The sequence below is a fragment of the Kouleothrix sp. 19917 genome, from assembly GCF_057073505.1.
In genome coordinates this window covers 4,027,623-4,048,620 of sequence record NZ_CP097099.1, presented here as the reverse complement: position 1 = coordinate 4,048,620, position 20,998 = coordinate 4,027,623, and the positions used below count along the sequence as shown (strand labels likewise).

Below are 20,998 nucleotides of genomic sequence, written 5' to 3'. Positions count from 1 at the left end.
TGTGCGACCCTTAAATATCTGTATGCTCACTTCGTCGTACCCGAAGTACCCGGGCGAAACGACGGCACCGTTTATTGAGGAAATTGCCGCCGGGCTGGTGCGGCGCGGCCACACTGTCCATGTTGTCGCTCCTTTCCATCGCGACGTGCGGCGCGCGCCGGTTGAGCGCGGCGTGCATTTGCACTTCTTTCGCTACAGCCCCACCCGCGCGCTGAACGTCTGGGGCTACGCCGAGTCGCTCCAGGCCGATGTTGGGCTGAAAGGCGCAGTGCTGGCCGCCGCGCCGCTGGCCGTTGGCGCGGGCATGCTGGCAATGCTGAAACTCAGCGCCCGCACGCGCTTCGACCTGATCCACGGCCACTGGGTGATCCCGAATGGCACGCCGGCCGCGCTGGTGGCGCGTCTGCGCGGGCTGCCGCTGGTGGTGAGCATGCACGGCTCGGATGTCTACCTGGCCGAGCGCGCCGCGCCACTGTCGCTCACTGCCGCCGCGACCTACCGCGCAGCGGGCGCGATCACCGCGTGCAGCGGCGATTTGCGCGACCGCGCGCTGCGCCTGGGCGCGCCCGCCGAGCGCACCAGCGTCATTCCGTATGGCGTCGACGTAGCCGCCTTCCAGCCCGACCCTGGCGCGGGCGCTGCCGTGCGCGCCGAACTGGGCCTGCCGCCGACCACGCCGCTGGTGCTGACGGTGAGCCGGCTGGTGTACAAAAAAGGGCTGACCTACCTGCTGGAAGCATGGCCGCAGGTGCTGGCCGCGCACCCTACGGCGGTGCTGGCGCTGGCCGGCTATGGCGACCTGCGCGACGAGCTGGAGCGCCGCGCGCACGATCTGGGCATTGCCGCCAGCGTGCGCTTTCCCGGCCAGCTCGAACGCGAGCGCGCCGCGCAGTATATTAGCGCCGCAGACGTCTATGCCGTGCCCTCGATCCGCGACCAGAAGGGCAATGTCGATGGCCTGCCGAACGCGCTGCTCGAAGGCATGGCCGCCGCGCGCCCGCTGGTGGCTTCACGCGTGGCCGGCATCCCCGACGTAATTACCGACGGTGTGCATGGCCTGCTGACGCCCGAGCGCGACCCGTCGGCAATTGCGGCGGCGGTGAACCGCCTGCTGGCCGACCGGGAGTTTGCGGCGCGGCTGGGCGCGGCTGCCCGCGAGCGCGTCGTCACCGAGCTAACCTGGGACCAGACGGCGGCGCGTTTCGAGCGTGCCTATGCGCTGGCGCTGGGGGAGTGACGGGGTGAAGGGGTGAAAGGGTGACAAGGTGAAGGGGTGAAAGGGTGAGCGCGGAACCAGGAACCGCAGAACCAGGAACCGCAGAACCAGGAACCGCAGAACCGAGAACCACGTCCTGGACCCATAGGGTGCCCCGGCCGAAGGCCGTATCGAAGGGCGAGAACTGCGGAACCTGCAACTTTCCAACATTCAACCTACGAACTTACGACTTTCAAACCTGCGACTTTCAAACCTGCGACTTTCAAACCTGCGACTTGCAACCCTCTGCGTCCTTTGCGCTCTTTGCGGTGAAATCCCATTCGTCTTTCGTCTTTCGTCGAAATAACGTGCAACCTGCAAACCTATAAACCTGCAACCAAATAAAGGAACTCGTATGTCCATCCAGAGCGAACTTCTGCAAAAAATCCAAAGCCGCGCCGCGCGCCTGGGCGTGATTGGCCTGGGCTATGTCGGCCTGCCGCTGGCTACGCGCGCCGGGCGGGTTGGCTTCAATGTCCTGGGCTTCGATGTGAGCGCCGAGCGCGCTGCGCGCCTGAACGCGGGCACCAGCTATATCGGCGACGTGACCAGCGCCGAGGTGGCCGAGCTGCGCGAAAATGGCCGCTTCGAGGCCACCACCGACTTCCGGCGGCTGCGCTCGTGCGATGTGGTGGTGATCTGCGTGCCCACGCCGCTCAACCTCACCCGCGACCCCGACACCTCGTTTATCGAGCGGGCCGCGCAGGACGTTGCGCGTGTGCTGCGCGCCGGCCAGCTTGTCATTCTCGAAAGCACAACCTACCCCGGCACCACCGAGGAAATCATTCAGCGCGAGCTGGAATCGACCGGGCTGAAAACCGGCGAAGATGTGTTTGTGTCCTTCTCGCCCGAGCGCATCGACCCGGGGCAGACCAACAGCAAGGGCTGGACGGTCGAGAATACGCCCAAGGTCGTGGGCGGCGTGACGCCCGGCTGTACCGAGCTGGCGGTCGCCTTCTACAGCCACATCACCAGCCGCGTGGTGCCGGTTTCTTCGCCGCGCGTGGCCGAGCTGACCAAGCTGTTCGAGAATATTTTCCGCTCGGTGAATATCGCGCTGGTGAACGAGCTGGCGCTCCTGTGCGACCGCATGGGCCTGAATGTCTGGGAGGTCGTCGACGCCGCCGCCACCAAGCCGTTTGGCTTCATGAAGTTCACGCCGGGGCCGGGCCTGGGCGGGCACTGCATCCCGGTCGACCCCTTCTACCTCACGTGGAAGGCGCGCGAGTTCGACCTGACCACGCGCTTTATCGAGCTGGCCGGCGAGATCAACACGCAGATGCCGCGCCACGTTCACGATCTGGTGGCGCGCGCGCTGAACGGCCAGCGCAAGGCGATCAACGGCTCAAAGGTGCTGCTGCTGGGCGTGGCCTACAAGCCCGACGTAGACGACTACCGCGAGTCGCCGGTGTTCAAGGTGATTGAGCTGCTGGAAGGCGATGGCGCGGAGATCACCACGGTCGATCCGCACGTGGCGCAGTTCGAAGACCACCACGGCCGCACGTTCAGCACCACGCCGCTTTCGGATGCGCTGCTGGATGATTCAGATTGCGTGGTCGTCATCACCGACCATAGCGCCTTCGACTATGCGCATATCGTCGAGCGTGCGCGGGTGGTGGTGGATACGCGCAACGCCACGCGCTCTGTGCCGAACGGGCGCGAAAAGATCGTGCTGCTGTAGAGATAGTGCATTGTGCGTAGTGCGTAGAATCTCACTCTGCTACGCACTACGCATTACGCTTCTCTGTGGTGAGAAAATCCTTGCTGTGCTTGGTCGGTCGTCCTTCGTCTACCCGGGCTGCGGCACCGGCGAGTAGATGTAGCCGCCTTCCATCGTGCCAAAGGTGCGGCAGCGCGCCGCGCCCCAGCGGAAGCCAAACAGCACAATATACGCGCACATCACCGCGTCCACCCCGTCTTCGAAATCTTTCAGCGCCCGGCCGCGCAGCGCGCCCACATCGTGCGCGACAATCGCATCCTGCCCGCGCAGCGACGGCTCGGCGGCGGCGAGGGCGGCCAGGTGGCGCTGGTATTCGGCCCAGGCGGCCATGCGCGTTTCGCGGCTGCGGCGCGGCTTGGCTTTGTACTTGAGCGTGCGCGCCAGCCCAAACAGCGCGACCATGGCCGCGTGCGGGTAGACCTCGATCACCTGGCGGGCCGGCGCGCCCGGCGCAATCGCGCAATCGTGCGTGAAGCCATGCGCCGCCAGCCGCGCCACTAATTCCTCGCCGCGCACGCCCTCACGAAAGGCCGCGATGCCCCGGTTGGCCGGGTGCGCGCCGGCCTGGAATTTTGCAAACACTGCCCCCAGCTCGCTTTCGCCCGGCCGTCGCCCGGTGGCGTTTGGCACCCACAGCGGCGCATCCACGCCCACCAGCGCGGGCGTGCCGGCCGGCGCGGCCTCGGCCACATGCTGCACAATCTCGTCCATGCTGCCGAGCAGCGCAGTACTGAGCAGCTCGCCGCCATCCGCGTCGCCGCGCACGAGCGCCGCGCCGGTGGCGTTATGCGGCGTCCATGCCAGGTCGAGGCCAATGAAGAGCATAGGGATGTTCCTGTAGTGCGAACTGTGAAATTTTACCACCAAGACACCAAGACACCAAGTTGCTATAACAAACCTGCCAGAATCAAGAACCGAGAACCAAGAACCTGTCAGTGTTATGCACTATTCTCTATTTGAAAGCGTATGGCTTGTTCAGTCTTTGAAAACTGGCGATGTATCAAGCGCGGGCGTAAATACTTCTCGGCAGTGCTTGCATTCAGTTGCATCGGCCCGAACGAAGCCGCCGCACTTTGAGCATACAGTTTGCTTGCCGCCGGCCTGGGTCATAATTCGCGCTGGTGCGAGCTTATCAACAACGTCCTTGCGGATGCTTTGCCCTGTAACGTACACCTGCTGTTCTTTCTTCAACAAATAATCGACCGTCACGAGCAACAAACCTAATAGCGCGATTCCAAAGCCATAAACCCACACGCAACCCAATAATCCTGGCAAAAGGACAAACAGCACCAGCCCCACGGTTGACCATTGGCGTGGTTTCACGGCTTGAAAGCCACTGTCCGATTGACTGGTTATGCGCCAACCTTCCTTTGTGTACGCCGCAATCGAAGTATTCAGCAGCGCCCGATCTTTTGAACTGTCAACAATTGGCGCATTCAAATCCCGATTGCAGTACCTGCATACGACAGCCGCAGCCTGAATTGTTTCTGCGCAAAATGGACATTGCTTTGTTACTGTTGTTTCGCTCATGAAAATCCCTCTCCCTTCGTAGCGTTTGTCATGAAAACGCCTAACGAAGAAAGAGGGATTCGCCTAACGATGGTAGTAATGGGCTATTTTATAAATTTGCGCACTACCATCGGCGCACCGGTCACCATTATCAGCTATGAACCTTTATTGACCATCAATAACACGCAAAACCTCGATTGGCATATTTACAAGCCTTGCCCGATTAGCGCGCATAAAATTGATCGCATATGTTTGCGCCTGGATACTAAACGAATGCGTTGATTTGTACCAGCCAAGATATTGAACTATTTTATTGCTCGTATCAACACAGGTAGGATGAAGCAATTCACGTGCATGAGCTTTTGCAGTATTCATTCGTTTGGAGGCAAAGAACAATCCCACTATAGCGGCACATGCCAAGATAAGAGCGATAAGCCATATTTGAATTGTGAACACAGCCCCTAATAGCAGTATGACCGAACCAGCATATCCCCATCTTGGTCCTACCATAAGTTGTGACGCTTGCCGATCATGCTCAATACAGTGATAGCAAAAGGGAAAATCCCATCCTTTAGTTTGTGCATTTTTGATGCGTGTAGAAACCTGCTTTCCCCGTGTCTGTGTGGCTGTAAAGGTCTTTTGGGTGTCTGGCTGCCCGCCACAACAGACACATTGCTTCGGAATAGTGATAAGCTGGCTCGAAATGTGAATTGTCCAGTTTCCTTTTGTGTTCGTTGGTACAATTGCTTGCGGATGTGGCTGCGGTGGCTGCGGATTTGGTTGCGGAGCAAAAAAAGCATTCTTGTTTTGTAAAATTCTTTCAACATTACCTAGCCATTGACGAGCTTTTTCATGCTCTGGGTTAATTTCTAGAACGCGTGCAAAACATTCTTGTTGCTTTATATGATCATTGGGGTTAGTGATTCCTAGACCAAACCAAGCTTCGGCTGATGTGGGATCTAGCTCAACAGCTTTCGTAAAAGACTCTCTTGCTGCACTTGTTCGCCCCGAACCATATCGACTTAAACCTTGGTGAACCAACTCATCAACAGTAAGGTCGCGGCGTTTACGTTTTGGCTTGGCTATCAAGATTTCTGCGCCACAAGAAGTGCAGTGGACATTTTCATCAACACGCGGCGCGCCACATTCTGAGCAAAACTGGGCCATAGGAACCTCCTCTATCGTTGGCATGAAAACGCCTAACGAGGATGAAGGGATTCGCCTAACGATTGTCGTAATGGGCTATTTAAGCAACTTGCGTATTATTGGTTGTTCCGCTGCTGTAGAGAAATGCGCTATTTGCCCTCATCCCGCCGCGATGCGGCACCCTTCTCCCAGAACGGGAGAAGGGTTTGAAGGGATTTACGTGGCGCCTTTCCAGTTTGGGAGAAAGGGGGAGTTGCGGGCCGTACACGCGTTAACCTGATGAAACCTCACGGTTATTATTTACATGCATCATTGAGTGGCCCGATAGCGTCAGGTAAGCCTTGAAGGTCGAAGTTAATCTCAGTTGGACTACTGCTATAGGGCGTAAAACCGAAAACGAGCTTTTGATGCTTCAGCATCAATTCAATAAATTTGCCGCTCGGATCGAGAAAAAGTGCTTCTCCATCTGTCGATTTACCCGCATTGTGTGTTATAGCTGGGTCGCTATCGAAACGCATACGCACCGTAGCACCGTCGTAATTGCCGCTTTCCACATCGGGCTGATTACCAGTATAGATATAGACCTCTTTAACGTGCTCTTGGCATCGAACAATGAGTTTCGGGCGAACGTCTCCAACGGTACCCGGTATATCATTTTCAGCTTTTAGCGCAAGCACAACCGTGGAAGAGTCGTCAAATGATGATGTGCTCTTATCTACAACCCATTTTCCTGCTGCCGGTGATGCCGTCACTTCAGATGCTACCGTAGCTTTTGGAGTAGCTGTGGCCTTTGGTGTCGCGGTTGCGGGCTTCGGTGTCGCTGTTACAACCTGTGTTTGGATCTGGACTTTTGCAGATTTGCGGCAACAAGCTTCTGAGCATATGATCAGGCGAGCGTTGGTCTACCAGTTGGGAGGCACAGGTGCCAGCAATTGTCGCGATACCACAGGTGGTCGAGGAACTGCTGGTCCAGTTCGCCGACCTGTTTCCAAATGAGCCTTCACGCCGCCACTTTGCCGAATACCTGACCGGGCTGTTTGTAGCGGAGCACAAGACCGTGAGCGGTATCACGCGAGAGTTTGCCGCCCCACCCGACCAATCCACTCTCAATCGATGGTTGACTGAAGCGCCCTGGGATGTCCAGCGCATCAACGCGCACCGGCTCGAATGGCTTCAACAGGACGCTGCAACGCGCTATCGTCACGACGGCGTTATCGCGATCGATAACACTTTGATAGATCATGACGGCAAACTGATAGAGGATGTCGGCTATTTCTGGGACCATGCCGACAAACGCCACCTGATCGCCCACGATTACCTGTTTGCCAACTACGTCAACCCGAGTGGGAAGCATTATCCGCTCGATTTCCGGCGCTTCCGCAAGCGCGAGCAGTGCGACGACGAGCGCCCGTTCAAGAATCACACCGACCTCGCTAAGGAACTGATCGATTGGGTTGTCGCTGAGGACATACCGGGCGACTTCACCTTCGACAGTTACTTCACCAACGCGCCAATTATGAACACCCTCCACGCCAAAGGTCGCAGCTACATCGGTGATTTGAAAGCCAACCGAGTGATTGTAGTCAGCGGGAAGCAGACCAGCGTGACTGAGTGGGTCAAAACGCTCACGCCGCTTGTTCGCACCAAGTTTACGGTCGGCGGTCACACGCAATGGTACTTCACCAAGTCCGTTCGTCTGCCCAATGTCAACCACCCAGTGCGTATTCTGGTGTTGTGGTCAGAAGCAGAAGCTGCGACGCCACGCAAGATCCTGATCAGCAACCGAACCCAGTGGGAAGCTCATCGCATTTTGAAGGTCTACAAAAAGCGCTGGACAGGGACGGAGACCTTTCATCGGGACGGGAAGCAGCATTTGGGCATGGGCGAGTGTCAGCTCAGGGACGGGATGGGCCAGACCAGGCACATGCACCTCGTCGTCCTGGCGTACACGGCTCTGATGCGCCAATTGAAGCATGATCGTGCCTTCGAATGGGCTCACACACGCCTGATGACCATTGGCGAGTCCTGTCGCACCATCGCTCGCGAGACCTTGGGCAAAACGCTTGCTTGGGCCATCGAACAATCGCACCAAGGCATGACTCTGTCCGATATCAAGCTCCGTTTGGCTTTACCCTGAGCTTTCGCCTATTTCTGCAAAACCTTAGTTTGGATAACAACACTCGTTACAACCTGGCGAATAATGAATGGTGTCTGTGTCGGTGCTTGTGCTGCCTCTTGCGCACTGCAACCAATCAATAGCACAAGAAATCCGATAATCCAAATCTTTCGCATGATCCCTCCTTCTTATTCTGTTGGCATGAAAACGCCAAACTGTGAAGGAGAGATTCGCCTAACGATTGTCGTAATGGGCTATTTAAGCAACTTTCGCATAACATGTATACATCACGCCCTGTTGAATTATTTCGCATCATAACTAAATCCTTCGCCCCTTCGTGCCTTCGTGGTTCCCGTTCCTTCCGCCCTTTTCGCCCCTTCGTGCCTTCGTGGTTCCCGTCCCTTTCACCCCTTCGTTCCTTCGTGTCTTCGTGGTTCCGTTTCTTGCGCCCCTCCGCAGCGCCGCACGCAATCTGCGGTATCATACGCGCACTGTGCCGTGCTGACGAAACAAAACCAATGACTACCACAACACTTTCCCAGGATGTCGCTGTGCGCCGGGCGCAGCTGGCCGTGCTCGCCATGGCCGGCGTGAATGTGATCTGGGGTGCAGCCTTCCCGATCACCAAGCCCGCGCTCGCCAGCATCCCGCCGCTGACCTTTGCCCTGCTGCGCTTTATCATCGCGCTGGCCGTGTTGCTGCCAATGGCACGCGGCGCGACCTGGCGGCTGCTGCGCGGCCCCGACGGCCTGCGCATCGCCGCGATGGGCCTGTGCGGCTTCTGTTTTGTGCAGCTCAGCCAGACGGTCGCGCTCCAGCTTAGCCCGGCCTCCGACGTTTCGATGATTGCGACGACCACGCCGCTGTGGGTGGCGCTGCTGGCCTGGCCCTGGCTTGGCGAGCGCCTGAGCAGGCGGGGTGCGCTGGGCTTTGCGCTCGCGATTGCCGGCCTGCTCCTGATTGTCTGGCCGAGCGATAATGCCGGCGCGGGCTTTGCGTATCGCGCGCTGGGCGACGCGATCTTTGTGGCGGGCTCGCTGGGCTGGGCGGTCTACAACCTGCTTGGGCGCGACCTGATGCGCCGCCACGCGCCCCTGCCCACAACCGCGGCGGCTGGCGCGGTCGGCACGCTGGCGATGATCCCCTTCGCCGGCTATGAGTGGGCGACTGGGCAGGTGCCGCAGTTCACGCCGGTTGGCGTCGCGGCGCTGCTCTACACCGGCCTGCTGGTGACGGTGTTTGGCTTTCTGGTGCTGTTCTGGGCGCTCGGGCGGGCCAGTGCCGCGCCGGTAGCCGCAATGATGTACTTTCAGCCGGTGGCGGGCGTGCTGCTGGCCTGGCTGCTGCTGGGCGAACCGCTTGGGCTGGCGTTCCTGGCCGGCGCGGCGCTGATGCTCGCGGGCGTGAGCCTGGTGGTGTTTGCGGGCGGCGGGGAGGGCAGTAGGCAGTAGGCAGTAGGCAGTAGGCAGGAGGCAGGAGGCAGTGGGCAGTGGGCGGTAGGCAGTGGGCGGTAGGCAGGAGGCAGTGGGCGGTAGGCAGGAGGCCGTGGGCGGTAGGCAGTAGGCAGGAGGCAGTGGGCAGGAGGCAGTAGGCAGTAGGCAGTGGGCAGGAGGCAGTGGGCGGTAGGCAGGAGGCAGTGGGCGGTAGGCAGGAGGCAGTGGGCAGGAGGCAGTGGGCGGTAGGCAGAAACGTGCAACCTGTAAACCTGCAACAGAACCGAGAACCGCAGAACCGCAGAACCTGCAACTTGCAACCTTCAAACCTGCAACCTGCAACAGAACCGAGAACCGCAGAACCTGCAACTTGCAACCTTCAAACCTGCAACCTGCAACAGAACTGCAGAACCGCAGAACCGAGAACCTGCAACTTGCTAACATTCAACCTGTACCCAATACCTGAACCTCCGCGTTCTTTGCGCTCTTTGCGGTGAATACCACCGGCGTTTGTTGTTTGTCGTTCGTCCCAATCGTAAATCGCAAATCGTAAATCCAAAATCTCCGTGTCTCCGTGGTAAATTTCCGCTCGTCCTTCGTCGGCGGTCCTTCGTCTCGTGTCTCGTGTCTTCGTAAAGGGTTTGCTATGACAACAACCGACGCGGCGCGGCCCTGGGTGCCCGCCGAGCTTGAAAGCGCCATCCAGCAGCGCGCCGCCGCCTACCGCGCGCTCGATTCCAACGCGCTGGAGCAGGAAGTGATCGGCCTGCTCGGTCGCCACGAGCACTACATGGATCGCGAGTGCCTGAGCCTGTACGCCGGCACCAACATCCTCAACCCGCGCGCCGCGCGCCTGCTTGCCTCCAGCGTCGGCAGCCGGCCCAGCCTGGGCTACCCCGGCGCGAAGTACGAAATGGGCATGCAGCACGCCGAGCAGATCGAGATCATCGCGGCCGAGCTGCTGAAAGAGCTGTTTGGCTGCCGCTACGCCGAATTCCGCGTGGGCAGCGGCTCGCTGGCGAACCTGTACGCCTACATGGCCTGCACCCGCCCCGGCGACACGATCATGGCCTTTGCCGACAGCGCCGCCGGGCATGTTACGCATCACGCGGCGGGCGCGGCCGGGCTGTATGGCCTCGATATTCACGATGTGCCCTACGACGCGGCGCGCATGACAATCGACCTGGCCGCGCTGCGCGAAGAAGCCGTGCGCCTGCGCCCCAAACTGATCATCATCGCGGGCAGTATGTGCCTGTTCCCCTACCCGGTCGCCGAGGTGCGCGCAATTGCCGACTCGGTCGGCGCCTACCTGATGTACGACGCCGCGCATATGTCGGGCCTGATTGCGGGCGGAGAATTTCAGCAGCCGCTGGCCGAAGGCGCGCACCTGATGACCAGTTCGACCTACAAGTCGTTTGGCGGCCCGCCGTCGGGCATGATCCTCACGAATGACGCCGAGCTGGCGCAGCGGCTGGATGCGATTGCCTACCCCGGCCTGACGGCGAATTTCGACCTGGCGAAAACTGCTGCGCTGGTGGTTGCAATGCTCGATCTGCGCGAGTTTGGGCGTGCCTATGCCCAAATGTGCATCGCCAATGCCCGGGCGCTGGCCGCCGCGCTGGCGGAAGCGGGCTGCCCGGTGCACGCAGTTGCCGGGCGCGGCCACACGGCCTCGCAGCACGTCGCCATTCACGCGCACGCTTATGGCGGCGGCACCGCTGGCGCGCGCCTGCTGGAACGGGCGAACATTCTGGTGAGTGGAATCGAGCTGCCGCTGCCGGGCATCGCGGGCGACTTCAACGCCATTCGTCTGGGCACGCAGGAAATTACGCGCTGGGGCATGCAGCCCGCCGACATGCCGCGCGTGGCTGAGCTGATTGCGCGCGTGCTGGTGCGCGGGGAGTCGCCTGCTGCCGTGCGCGACGAAGTTGTTGCGCTGCGGCAGGGCTTCCAGACCCTGCATTTCGTGCGGGCGTAAGTACCTTGGCAAACACATATTCTTGCACTCAGCTTCCAGGAAGCTCAGGCCAGTTTTACTTCAACCTGATAGCCAGATTAGCTTCCTGGAAGCTTGCTAGAGTAGAGCTTGCAGCTCAAGTAAATGGAAATTGCAGAGGCTCAACAGTACAAGTAGTGCACGGTGACAAGTGCGGCGACGAACAACTCGGTGACCGCTTTGAGATTGACCCGAAACTCATGCAGCGCCACATAGCCACTGAGGTACGCTTTATGTACGCCTCGAAATACACGCAAATACGTGCGCAACCCAGTCCACATCCCTTCGCACGTATTGGTATGCGCTTCGCGCGTGCCGTCTCCATCCGCATCACGTGCCCATTCACGCGCTGCATGACACACCGTCGTATGTGGGCGTTCGATTGTCGCATAACTATCGTATTCGTCGGTGTAAACGTGCGTACCTTCTCCGGTGAACTGCTCCACATGCGCCCGCAAGGTCGTCTGCTTGGTGTCCTTCACCACCCGCAGCCGCACCTGACCGGTCAAGCGACCAACCGTTCCGAGAATGGGTGGTCGGTCGTTGGCGAATGTCCCGCGCCCGCGACGCTTATTGGCCCGCACGCGCGGTGGGTCAGCCGCCTCGAAGTGCTCGGTGCCTTTCTCGCCCGCGTTCTGGAACATCTCGTCGCTCTCGGTATTCCGATCCGCCAGCGGTATGGTCGGTTGGATGCATTCGGCTTGGGCTTGAAGGCGATGGCGCCATTTTAACGTGGTCTTTTCGGTGAGTTCAAGTTCGCGCGCCAATTGAGCGCTCGATTGGCCTTGAAACACACCACGAAGCAGCAAGACAACCTGGGCAGGCAGCAAGTGAGAGCCTTCGAAAATCGTGCGGCTATAGAGCGTGTAGACGCCGTGGCAGACGCGGCAGCGATAGACTGGCAAGCCACTGCCACGATTGATGCGAAAGCGTCGGGCGTTCGTCAGGGCGGCTTGGCAATGCGGGCAGCCGAAACCGTCGGGATGGAAATGCTGTTCGAGCCAGGCCACACTAGCGTCGGTATCCAGCAAAGTGAGTAGTGGGAAATCCATGTCCATCAGTATACCAATGCTCGACTCAGTTTGCACTACTTGTACTGTTGAGCCATTGCAGAAGGCTTTAGCAAACCAAAAAGCTCCTGAATCCTGACAACCGAATACTGCTACCAAACAACGCGGGCGCAGGCAGAACGAATTCTGCCTGCGCCCGCCTTTTTCCAAAACGTTGGGCCTACTCGATGCCCACCAGCTCCAGCTCGAAGGTCAGGTCCTGGCCGGCCAGCGGGTGGTTCGCGTCGAGCGTCACGCCGTCGGGCGAGATTTCGCTCACCGTCACCACAACGACCTGGCCGTCGGGCTGCTGCATCTGGTATTGCTCGCCAAGCGCGGGCGCGAAGCCGCTGGGCAGCTGCTCGCTCGCAACCTCGAACACAAGGTCTTCTTCATATTCGCCATAGGCGTCGTCGGCGGGAATATTCACGCGCTTGGTTTCGCCGGGCTGCATGCCCAGAATCGCCTGGTCGAAACCGGCGATTACCTGCCCGGTGCCGAGCGTAAACACCAGCGGCTCGCGCCCAACCGAGCTGTCGAACTGGGTGCCGTCGTCGAGCGTGCCGGTATAGTGAACTTGCACTGTATCGCCGTTTTTGGCCTGCGTCATGCGGAAACTCCTTCTCATAGCCACGGGCTGCCGCCGCGCCAGCGCCCGGCACATACCCCTGGTGCGCTACAGCATAGCATACACAGTGCCCTGGCGCAAAGAGGCGCATGTGTCCGCAGGGCCTATTAAAGTCCCAGATTCATCCGCAGATTTCGCAGATATGAGGTCTTTCATTTGCGAAATCTGCAAAATCTGTGGATTAGTCGCGCCGCAGGCGCATCAGGCATACCAGAGCGGATTGCCCGAGGGGATGTGCGCCGCCGGCACGCCCGGCACGTTTTCGCGCAGCCACTCGGCCAGGTAGGCCATGCCAGCTTCTTCGCTTGGCTCGTGCCCAACGACGATCAGGCCCTTCTTCATGCCCAGGCGCGTTGCGTCGCGCACATACTCGCAGGTTTCCCACTCGGCGATCTCGCCACACACCAGCGCGTCCACGTCGTCGCGGCCCAGCACATTGATGTGGAAGCGCCCGCCCGGCGCGCCAACCAGCAAACCCACGCGCCGCACCAGCATGTCGGCGTCGCCGGCCATGCGCACAACGCCCACGCCCAGGCGCTGCTTGAGCTGCGCGGCCAGCTCGGCCAGCGTGGTGGGTGGCAGCGTGCACAGGAAGGGCGAGTCGGCGTCGGATTGCCAGCCCAGCGCGCGCAGCACGCCGACGTAGATGCCGTCGGGGCGGCGGGCGTGCCAGAAATCGTGGAAGCGCCAGATCACCATGCCATGCTGCTCGATCAGCGCACGCTTGGCGGCGTACACCGGATCGTTCGCCAGCCAGTCGGTTTCGTCGAGGTGGTTGTAGAACAGTGGCTCGTGGGCGATCAGCAGGTTTGCGCCGCTGGCCGCCGCCTGCTCGATCACCTCGCACGTTGCCAGAAACGTTGTTGCAATGCCGCGAATGGGCTGGCTGGCATTGCCGATTTTGACAGTATCGACGGTATCGACGCCGGGCTGGAAGGGCGTGGTCGCAAGAATACGGTCGATCACCTGCTGGATGCTTGGTTCGCTGCTCATAGTCTGCTCTTTCGCTTGTGCGGCGCGGGCGGACGGTGCCGCGCCAGAGGGCGCGAGTGTAGCACGATTTCGGCGCTTTTGCGAAGTGGGAACCATCCACAGATTTCGCAGATTACGCAGATGCGTTTGGTGTTTAATATCAAAGGCATGACCATCACAATAAGCGCGATAAGGGCGTTTACCACCAAGACACCGAGACACCAGGAGTTTGAGTATTACGCACTATGTTTTTGTATCATAGTGCGCAGTGCGTAAAAAAAGGACCAAATATAGCTCTATTGCTCGGTGATCTCGGTGTTCTCTGTGGCCCAATCACCATGCTTTCGCGTGCACAGGCAAGTTTCTCTATAATCTGCGCAATCTGTGAAATCTGCGGATTACCTAAAGAGCGATCAATCCACCATCAATCGCGAGCGCGTGCCCGGTGATAAACGCGGCCGCGTCGGAGCACAGCCACACCACCGCTTCGGCCACTTCCTCGGGCGTGCCGAGCCGCTTGAGCGGGGCGTTGCGCGCCAGCCGCTCGTTGGCGGCGGGCTCGTTGCCAGTGAAACGATCGACCATGGGCGTGTGGATAAAGCCGGGGCAGACGGCGTTCACGCGAATGCCAGCGCGCGCATATTCCACGGCGGCGGTTTTGCTCAGGCCCACCACGCCGTGCTTGCTTGCGCCATACGCGGCCATGCCCGCCGAGCCAACCAGCCCGGCCACCGAGGCAGTGTTGACAATCGCGCCGCCGCCCTGGGCGATCATCTGCGGCAGCTCGTGCCTGAGGCACAGCCACACGCCCTTCAAATTCACGGCGATGATGCGGTCGAACTCGGCTTCGTCGCACTCCAGCAGCGGCACCACGCGCCCCTCGATCCCGGCATTGTTGTGCGCATAGTCGAGCCGCCCAAAGCGCGCCACGGTTTCCGCCACCATTGCCTGCACATCCGCCGCGCGCGACACGTCGGCCCGAATGAAGTGCGCCGCACCGCCCGCCGCCGCAACCTGCCCGGCGGTGGCCTGCCCGCCCGCCGCGTCGACATCGGCCACGGCCACGGCTGCGCCCGCCCGCGCAAAGGCCAGCGCCGCCGCCCGCCCAATCCCCGAGCCGCCGCCCGTCACAAGCGCGACCTTGCCCGCCATCGATTCTGACATTGCTTTGCTCCTTTGCTGCACCTGTGCGGGGGAGCATAGCACATTCTGGGGAAGCGAGTTTTGAGTTTTGAGTGTTGAGTGTTGAGTTAGCGGTCGGCAGTGAGCAGTTGGCAGGTTATTGTTGATTACTAAAACATTCGGCATCCTGAGTAGCGCGGAGCGCGTATCGAAGGGTGCAGCAAAGCTCGCTCCCCAGCGCCTCGAAAACCAGCGCCCTCCTGTGAATTGCTTGTTGTTTAGCGCCCAGCACCCTTCGATACGGCCTTTGGCCTACTCAGGATGCTGGAAGATTGCGGCCGCCACTTGCCTCAATCGTAAATCGCAAATCGTCAATCGTAAATCGCTTTTCCGCGCTCTTTGCGTCTTTGCGGTGAATTATTCGCTAGTTGTTTAGCGCCCAGCACCCTTCGATACGGCCTTCGGCCTACTCAGGACGCTGGAAGATTGTGGCCGCCACTTGCCCCAATCGTCAATCGCAAATCGTCAATCGTAAATCGCTTGTCCGCCCAAAGGCCGATTGCGGCATTGCAAAGACCTATGGTAGAATAGGTGTGTGTCGAAATGATATGGAGTTCCAGGCTGTGACGATTGCGCGCAACATCCTGCTCGATCTGCCACTCGCTCTCCGCGACCCGGGAGGGCTCCTTCGCTGTGGGCAAGGAAGGCTGCGCACATGATTCGCTGACGCGAATCGGGTTCGCTCACTGCGGGCGCGACGAACAGCCTTCCCTGCGCGGGAAGGTTTTTTGTTGCCTGGGGCTGCTTTGCCCCTACGCGGCAGCAACTGCCTTCGGCAGAGCGGTATTTTTTATTCTTTGTCGTGCAATGTTGCGCGCATCGCAATATTGCACGACAAAATAAAATTGATTACCTTGCTGCCGCAGGCTATTGGAACGGCTCAATCATTTGATGGATCACATCGTAAATTTGTAAATAATAAATTGGAGATTTTTCCCATGCGTACCAAGAAAGAATCGCGCTCCCTTCTCCCTGGCGTGCGCCGCCTGCTAAGCCTGCTGGCCAATACGCACCCGCTGGTCGTTGCCGTTTCGCCAACCAGGGAGAATCACGATGAACGAGGAGTACAACCCCCACGCTATTGAGTCGCGCTGGCAGGCGCGCTGGGCCGCCGAGGGGCGCGGCGCGGTCGATCTGGATCGCGCTGCGCGCCCCTTCTATAACCTGATGGAATTCCCTTACCCAAGCGGTGAGGGCCTGCATGTTGGTCACGTCTTCAGCTTTGGCGGCGCAGACACCTACGGGCGCTTCATGCGCCGCCAGGGCTACGACGTCTTCCAGCCAATTGGCTACGACGCCTTCGGCATCCACTCCGAAAACTACGCGCTGAAAGTTGGCGCCCACCCGCACGAGCTGACCCCACGCGCAATCGCGCGCTTCCGCGCACAGCTGCGCCGCCTGGGCGCGGCCTTCGACTGGGGCCGCGAGGTCGATACCACCGACCCGCGCTACTACCGCTGGACGCAATGGATCTTCACGCAGCTGTTTCGCGCCGGGCTGGCCTACCGCGCCGCCGCGACCGTGAACTGGTGCCCTTCGTGCAAAACCGTGCTGGCGAACGAGCAGGTGGTGGACGGGCGCTGCGAGCGCTGCGACACGCCCATGGCCCAGCGTGAGATGACGCAGTGGTTCTTCCGCATCACGCAGTACGCCGAACGCCTGCTGGATTTCAGCCAGGTCGATTTTGCGCCAGCCGTGATCAAGCGCCAGCAGGCCTGGATCGGGCGCAGCGAGGGCGCGGAAATTTGTATGGGCGAAGCATTCGACCCAAGCGGGCAAGCTGGCGCTGATGTCACGGCGAATGCTTCGCCCTTCCACAGCGAGGTCACCGTCTTCACCACGCGCCCCGACACGATCTTCGGTGCGACCTTTGTGGCGCTGGCACCCGAGCATCCGCTGGTGCGGGAAGTTGTCGCGGCGGGCGGGCCGCATGCCGCCGAGGTGCGCGCCTATGCCGAGGCGGCTGCGCGGCGGCTGGAGCTGGAGCGCCAGCAGGGCGTACCAAGCGGCGTATTCACGGGTCTGTATGTCACCAACCCGGCCAATGGCGAGCGCATTCCTGTGTGGGTGGCCGACTACGTGCTGGCTGGCTATGGCACTGGCGCAATCATGGGCGTGCCCGCGCACGACGAGCGCGACCGCCGCTTTGCCGAGGCGTATGGGCTGATGGCAGTCGGCAGCGGGCAGCCGGCAGAAGGCAGTGCTCATTCGGAAGTGGATGCCACGCCGAGTGAAGCCACGGCCGGCTGGCAAGTGCCAACTGCCTACCGCCCCGCTGTGCGCTACCGCCTGCGCGACTGGCTGATCAGCCGGCAGCGCTACTGGGGGCCGCCCATCCCAATCGTTTACTGCGCGGCCTGTGGCACACTGCCGGTGCCCGACGAGCAGCTGCCGGTGCTGCTGCCGCCGCTGGACGAATTCCGCCCCACCGGTGCGGGCGTGTCGCCGCTGGCAACCGTGGCCGAGTGGGTGAATACGACCTGCCCGCAGTGCGGCGGCCCGGCCACCCGCGAAACCGATGTGTCGGACAATTTTCTGGACAGCGCGTGGTACTTCCTGCGCTACACCTCCACCGAGCGCGACGACGTGCCGTGGGACGATGCGCGCGTGCGGCGCTGGGTGCCGGTGGGCATGTACACCGGCGGGCCCGAGCACGCCACCATGCACCACCTGTATGCGCGCTTCATCAGCATGGCGCTGCACGACATTGGGCTGCTGCCGCACGCCGAGCCGTTTGCGCGGCTGCGCCTGCACGGCACCATCACGCGCGATGGCCGCAAAATGAGCAAATCGCGTGGCAATGTCGTCAACCCCGACGAGTACATTGCGCGCTACGGCGCCGACGCCACGCGCATGGCGCTGCTGTTCCTGGGGCCATTCGACGAAGACGCCGACTTCAGCGACCGTGGCGTGGTGGGCATGGTGCGCTTTCTGGCGCGGGTGTGGGATATATGTACGGGCGAACGACCAACGACGGAGGACGAAGGAGGGCGAGCAGGCGATGATGAAGCGGCAAGTGCCGAGGCAGCGAATTTGCAATTCGTCATTCGCCATTCGTCGTGCATCGCTCGCGTCACCGAAGAGCTGCACGCGCGCCGCTTCCACACGGCCATCGCCGCGCTGATGGAGTTCGCCAACTGGCTGCGCAGCGCGAACAGCCTGCTGGCGGAACATGCGGCCGAGGCGCGGCGCACGCTGGTGCTGTTGCTGGCGCCCTTCGCCCCGCACACCAGCGAGGAGCTGTGGGAGCGGCTGGGCGGCGCTGGCTCGGTGCACGACGCCCCCTGGCCGGAGGCGACCGTCGTCGCCGAGGCTGAGCACGAGCTGGCCGTGCAGGTGGATGGGCGCGTGCGCGAGCGCATCCGCGTGGCGGCGGGCGCGGATGAGGCGGCGGTGCGGGCGGCTGCGCTGGCCGCGCCGGGCGTGCAGGCCGCGATTGGCGGGCGGGCCGTGCGGCGCGTGGTGGTGGTGCCGGGCCGGCTGGTGAATATCGTGACAGGCTGAGAAACGAGCCACAGAGCGCACCGAGAGCACAGGGCGAGAAATCCAACTCCGTGGCCTCTGTGTTCTCTGTGGCTAAAACAACTTATTCTTTGTCAGGGCTGCGGCGCGTGAAGGGGAACTTTCGCGCGCCGCATTGCGTCTGTGCTTCAATACGCAGCAAAAGGAGCAGGGCAATGAGTGAAGCAAATTCTCCGCGCCGCCCGAACGTGTGGCTGGTGGCGCTGGCCGCGATTGTGCTGGTGGGTCTGGGCGCGTGGCTGCTGGTGCCGTGGGGGACAAATGCCGCCGCGCCTGAGCTGGAAGGCAAAACCTGGCAGCTCGTGGCAATCAACGGTCAGCCGGCCGTGCCGAACAGCCACGCCACCGTGAAGTTCGAAAGTGGCAAGGTCAGCGGCAACTCAAGCGTGAACAGTTTTGGCGGCACCTACCGCGCCAGTGGCGGCACGCTCACCACCTCCGACCTGATGAGCACGCTGATGGCGAGCGCTGACCCGGCGCTGAACCAGCAGGAAACGACCTTCGCGACCATTCTGCAGGGCGAATCGACCTATGCTGTGAGCGGAAATCAGCTCACCATTTCCTCGCCGCGCGGCACGATGACGTTTACGGCGTAGTGCGCTTTCAGCGCAGGGTTTAGGGTTTAGGGAATAGGGTTTGGTGATTGCAATGCAGAAACTCTTCCCTGATTTCCGCATCACTTTTTTGATAATGCACTAGCGCACGCACAGAGCGATTTGAAAATAAACACGAAGGCACCAAGAACTGTAAACTCTTGGTGCCTTGGTGTCTTGGTGGTTAACGCAGCTGCCCGTAGCGTTTATAAGCCGTACAGCTCGCCGAACTTGCCGCGCAGGTAGCGGATGTATGGCTCGAAGCTCAGCGGGCTGCCAGTGGCGCGCTCGACGATTTCGGGCGCGGTGAACGTGCGGCCATACTGGTAGATATTGTCTTTCAGCCAGCCGTGCAATGCGCCAAACTCACCACGCGCAATGTCGTTCGGGATGCTTGGGTGCGCCTTTGTGGCGGCTTCGTAGAACTGCGCGCTCAGGATATTGCCGATAGTGTAGCCCTGGAACACGCCGCCGATCTGCCCGCTGTACCAGTGCACATCTTGCAGCACGCCGTCGCGGTTGTCGGGCGGGGCCACGCCAATGTCGGATTCCATGCGCTCGTGCCAGGCGTCGGGCAGGTCGCGCACGCGCATGCTGCCTTCCAGCATCGCCAGCTCGAAATCGAAGCGCAGCATGACGTGGAGGTTGTACGTCACCTCGTCGGCATCGACGCGAATGAGCGAGCGCTGCACCTTGTTCACCGCGCGGTAGAAGGTGTCGAGATCGACATCGCCAAGCTGCTGCGGGAAGGTTTCCTGAAGCTGCGCGTAGAAGTGCTGCCAGAAGCCCCGGCTGCGCCCCACAATATTTTCCCACATGCGCGACTGGCTTTCGTGCACGCCCGACGAGGTGCCGCTGGCCAGCGGCGTGCCCTCGAATGCGGGATTGACGCCCTGCTCGTAGAGCGCGTGGCCAGCCTCGTGGAGCGTGCTGAACAGCCCGTCGCCCAGGTCGTGCTCGTTGAATCGCGTGGTGATGCGCACATCGCCAATCGAGAACTTGGTCATAAACGGGTGGTGGGTTTTGTCCTGCCGCCCGCGCCCGAAATCGTAGCCATAGCGCGTGATCACCGCCTCGCCAAAGGCGCGCTGCTGATCTTCGGGGTAATGCTGGCGCAGGCACGCGTCGTCGGCGGGCGGCTGCGCGGTGATGGCCTGCACCAGTGGCACCAGCTGGTCGCGCAGATCGCGGAACAGCGTGCGCACCGACGACGCTTTCATGCCATAGTCGGAATCGTCGATCAGCGGGTCGGCGATATGCTCGTGCGGGAAGAACTCGGCATACTGGCGGCTCAGCTCGAGTGTTTTTTCCAAAATTGGCTCAACCGCGCCGAAGTCGTTGGCCGGGCGCGCGCGCGTCCAGGCGTCGTAGGACATTGCGGCGTGGGTGTAGAGCTTGGTCAAAAAATCGGATGGCACATTGATGGCGCGCTCGTAGTCGTGCCGGGCGGCGCGGATCAGGCTGGCTTCGAAGGATTCGTAGGGCTGGCTGGCCTCGTAAGGTTTCAGGTCATCGAGCAGCGCGCCAACCGCGTCGTCGGTAAACTTCTCGTGGGCGATCCGCGCCAGCGTGGCCATCTGGCGGCCGCGCGCCTCGGTGCCGCCCGGAGGCATATAGGTCGTCTGATCCCAGCCGAGCACTGCCGCCGCCGCCTGAAGATCGGTGACTTCGGCGAGCCGCTCCTGGAGTTGTTCAAATTTTTGTTCCACACAATCCTCCGCATGCTATCGTTGCGTGCGGCGATAGTGTACCACACTCCCTTGCTGCGGTGGGCGGATGCTGGGTGTATACTATGCTGGGCCGGGCGAGAAGGGCGTATCAAAAGGGCGTATCGTATACGCCCAGACTGACGAAGGGCGTATCGTATACGGCCAGAC

General features: G+C 61.0%; 17 protein-coding genes. 7 read left to right on the top strand and 10 right to left on the bottom strand.

Going from position 1 to position 20,998, the window contains the following annotated elements:
- Nucleotide 1 precedes the first annotated feature (1 nt).
- On the top strand, nt 2-1,237 hold the full coding sequence (locus tag M1P90_RS16580) for a glycosyltransferase (RefSeq protein WP_483704162.1): 1,236 nt from the start codon (nt 2-4) through the stop codon (nt 1,235-1,237).
- Nucleotides 1,238-1,610: 373 nt separating this feature from the next.
- Nucleotides 1,611-2,936 (top strand): nucleotide sugar dehydrogenase, encoded by a 1,326-nt coding sequence (locus tag M1P90_RS16575; RefSeq protein ID WP_483704160.1) that lies wholly within the window; start codon nt 1,611-1,613, stop codon nt 2,934-2,936.
- Nucleotides 2,937-3,044: 108 nt separating this feature from the next.
- Here M1P90_RS16575 and M1P90_RS16570 read toward each other — a convergent pair whose 3' ends face one another.
- The 4 genes from M1P90_RS16570 to M1P90_RS16555 form a co-directional block, all read right to left on the bottom strand.
- A complete protein-coding gene (locus tag M1P90_RS16570) occupies nt 3,045-3,800 on the bottom strand; it encodes a DUF429 domain-containing protein (protein ID WP_483704158.1) in 756 nt (251 codons plus the stop codon).
- Between the two features lie 150 nt (nt 3,801-3,950).
- Nucleotides 3,951-4,505: a hypothetical protein gene (locus M1P90_RS16565; protein WP_483704157.1), complete on the bottom strand. Its 555-nt coding sequence runs from the start codon at nt 4,503-4,505 to the stop codon at nt 3,951-3,953.
- A 144-nt stretch (nt 4,506-4,649) separates the two neighbouring features.
- Complete coding sequence (locus M1P90_RS16560; protein ID WP_483704155.1) at nt 4,650-5,675, bottom strand: tetratricopeptide repeat protein; 1,026 nt, start codon at nt 5,673-5,675, stop codon at nt 4,650-4,652.
- 251 nt (nt 5,676-5,926) lie between these two features.
- On the bottom strand, nt 5,927-6,382 hold the full coding sequence (locus tag M1P90_RS16555) for a hypothetical protein (RefSeq protein ID WP_483704153.1): 456 nt from the start codon (nt 6,380-6,382) through the stop codon (nt 5,927-5,929).
- A gap of 170 nt (nt 6,383-6,552) precedes the next feature.
- Here M1P90_RS16555 and M1P90_RS16550 point away from each other — a divergent pair, with 170 nt between their 5' ends.
- Nucleotides 6,553-7,767, top strand: a complete 1,215-nt coding sequence (locus tag M1P90_RS16550) for an IS701 family transposase (RefSeq protein WP_483696970.1) — start codon at nt 6,553-6,555, stop codon at nt 7,765-7,767.
- An 8-nt stretch (nt 7,768-7,775) separates the two neighbouring features.
- Here M1P90_RS16550 and M1P90_RS16545 read toward each other — a convergent pair whose 3' ends face one another.
- On the bottom strand, nt 7,776-7,922 hold the full coding sequence (locus M1P90_RS16545) for a hypothetical protein (RefSeq protein ID WP_483704151.1): 147 nt from the start codon (nt 7,920-7,922) through the stop codon (nt 7,776-7,778).
- A gap of 342 nt (nt 7,923-8,264) precedes the next feature.
- Between M1P90_RS16545 and M1P90_RS16540 the strand changes: the two genes are divergently transcribed.
- Both M1P90_RS16540 and M1P90_RS16535 read left to right on the top strand, forming a co-directional pair.
- Complete coding sequence (locus M1P90_RS16540; RefSeq protein WP_483704149.1) at nt 8,265-9,197, top strand: DMT family transporter; 933 nt, start codon at nt 8,265-8,267, stop codon at nt 9,195-9,197.
- Between the two features lie 628 nt (nt 9,198-9,825).
- Nucleotides 9,826-11,157, top strand: a complete 1,332-nt coding sequence (locus M1P90_RS16535; protein ID WP_483704147.1) for an aminotransferase class I/II-fold pyridoxal phosphate-dependent enzyme — start codon at nt 9,826-9,828, stop codon at nt 11,155-11,157.
- Between the two features lie 140 nt (nt 11,158-11,297).
- On the opposite strand, the gene M1P90_RS16530 is transcribed toward M1P90_RS16535, so the two are convergent.
- From M1P90_RS16530 to M1P90_RS16515, 4 genes are all read right to left on the bottom strand, one after another.
- The gene (locus M1P90_RS16530) at nt 11,298-12,233 is read right to left on the bottom strand and encodes an IS1595 family transposase (RefSeq protein ID WP_483704145.1); all 936 of its coding nucleotides are present in this window, start codon (nt 12,231-12,233) and stop codon (nt 11,298-11,300) included.
- Nucleotides 12,234-12,405: 172 nt separating this feature from the next.
- The gene (locus M1P90_RS16525; protein WP_483704143.1) at nt 12,406-12,834 is read right to left on the bottom strand and encodes an FKBP-type peptidyl-prolyl cis-trans isomerase; all 429 of its coding nucleotides are present in this window, start codon (nt 12,832-12,834) and stop codon (nt 12,406-12,408) included.
- A 219-nt stretch (nt 12,835-13,053) separates the two neighbouring features.
- Nucleotides 13,054-13,845, bottom strand: a complete 792-nt coding sequence (locus M1P90_RS16520) for a Nif3-like dinuclear metal center hexameric protein (RefSeq protein WP_483704141.1) — start codon at nt 13,843-13,845, stop codon at nt 13,054-13,056.
- A gap of 381 nt (nt 13,846-14,226) precedes the next feature.
- Nucleotides 14,227-14,988 (bottom strand): SDR family oxidoreductase, encoded by a 762-nt coding sequence (locus M1P90_RS16515; RefSeq protein ID WP_483704139.1) that lies wholly within the window; start codon nt 14,986-14,988, stop codon nt 14,227-14,229.
- A gap of 1,071 nt (nt 14,989-16,059) precedes the next feature.
- Between M1P90_RS16515 and leuS the strand changes: the two genes are divergently transcribed.
- Both leuS and M1P90_RS16505 read left to right on the top strand, forming a co-directional pair.
- Nucleotides 16,060-18,510, top strand: a complete 2,451-nt coding sequence (gene leuS, locus M1P90_RS16510) for a leucine--tRNA ligase (protein WP_483704137.1) — start codon at nt 16,060-16,062, stop codon at nt 18,508-18,510.
- Between the two features lie 173 nt (nt 18,511-18,683).
- Nucleotides 18,684-19,124, top strand: a complete 441-nt coding sequence (locus M1P90_RS16505) for an META domain-containing protein (protein ID WP_483704135.1) — start codon at nt 18,684-18,686, stop codon at nt 19,122-19,124.
- 203 nt (nt 19,125-19,327) lie between these two features.
- On the opposite strand, the gene M1P90_RS16500 is transcribed toward M1P90_RS16505, so the two are convergent.
- Entirely contained in the window at nt 19,328-20,830 is a 1,503-nt protein-coding gene (locus tag M1P90_RS16500; RefSeq protein WP_483704133.1) for a carboxypeptidase M32, read from the bottom strand.
- Between the last annotated feature and the right edge of the window lie 168 nt (nt 20,831-20,998).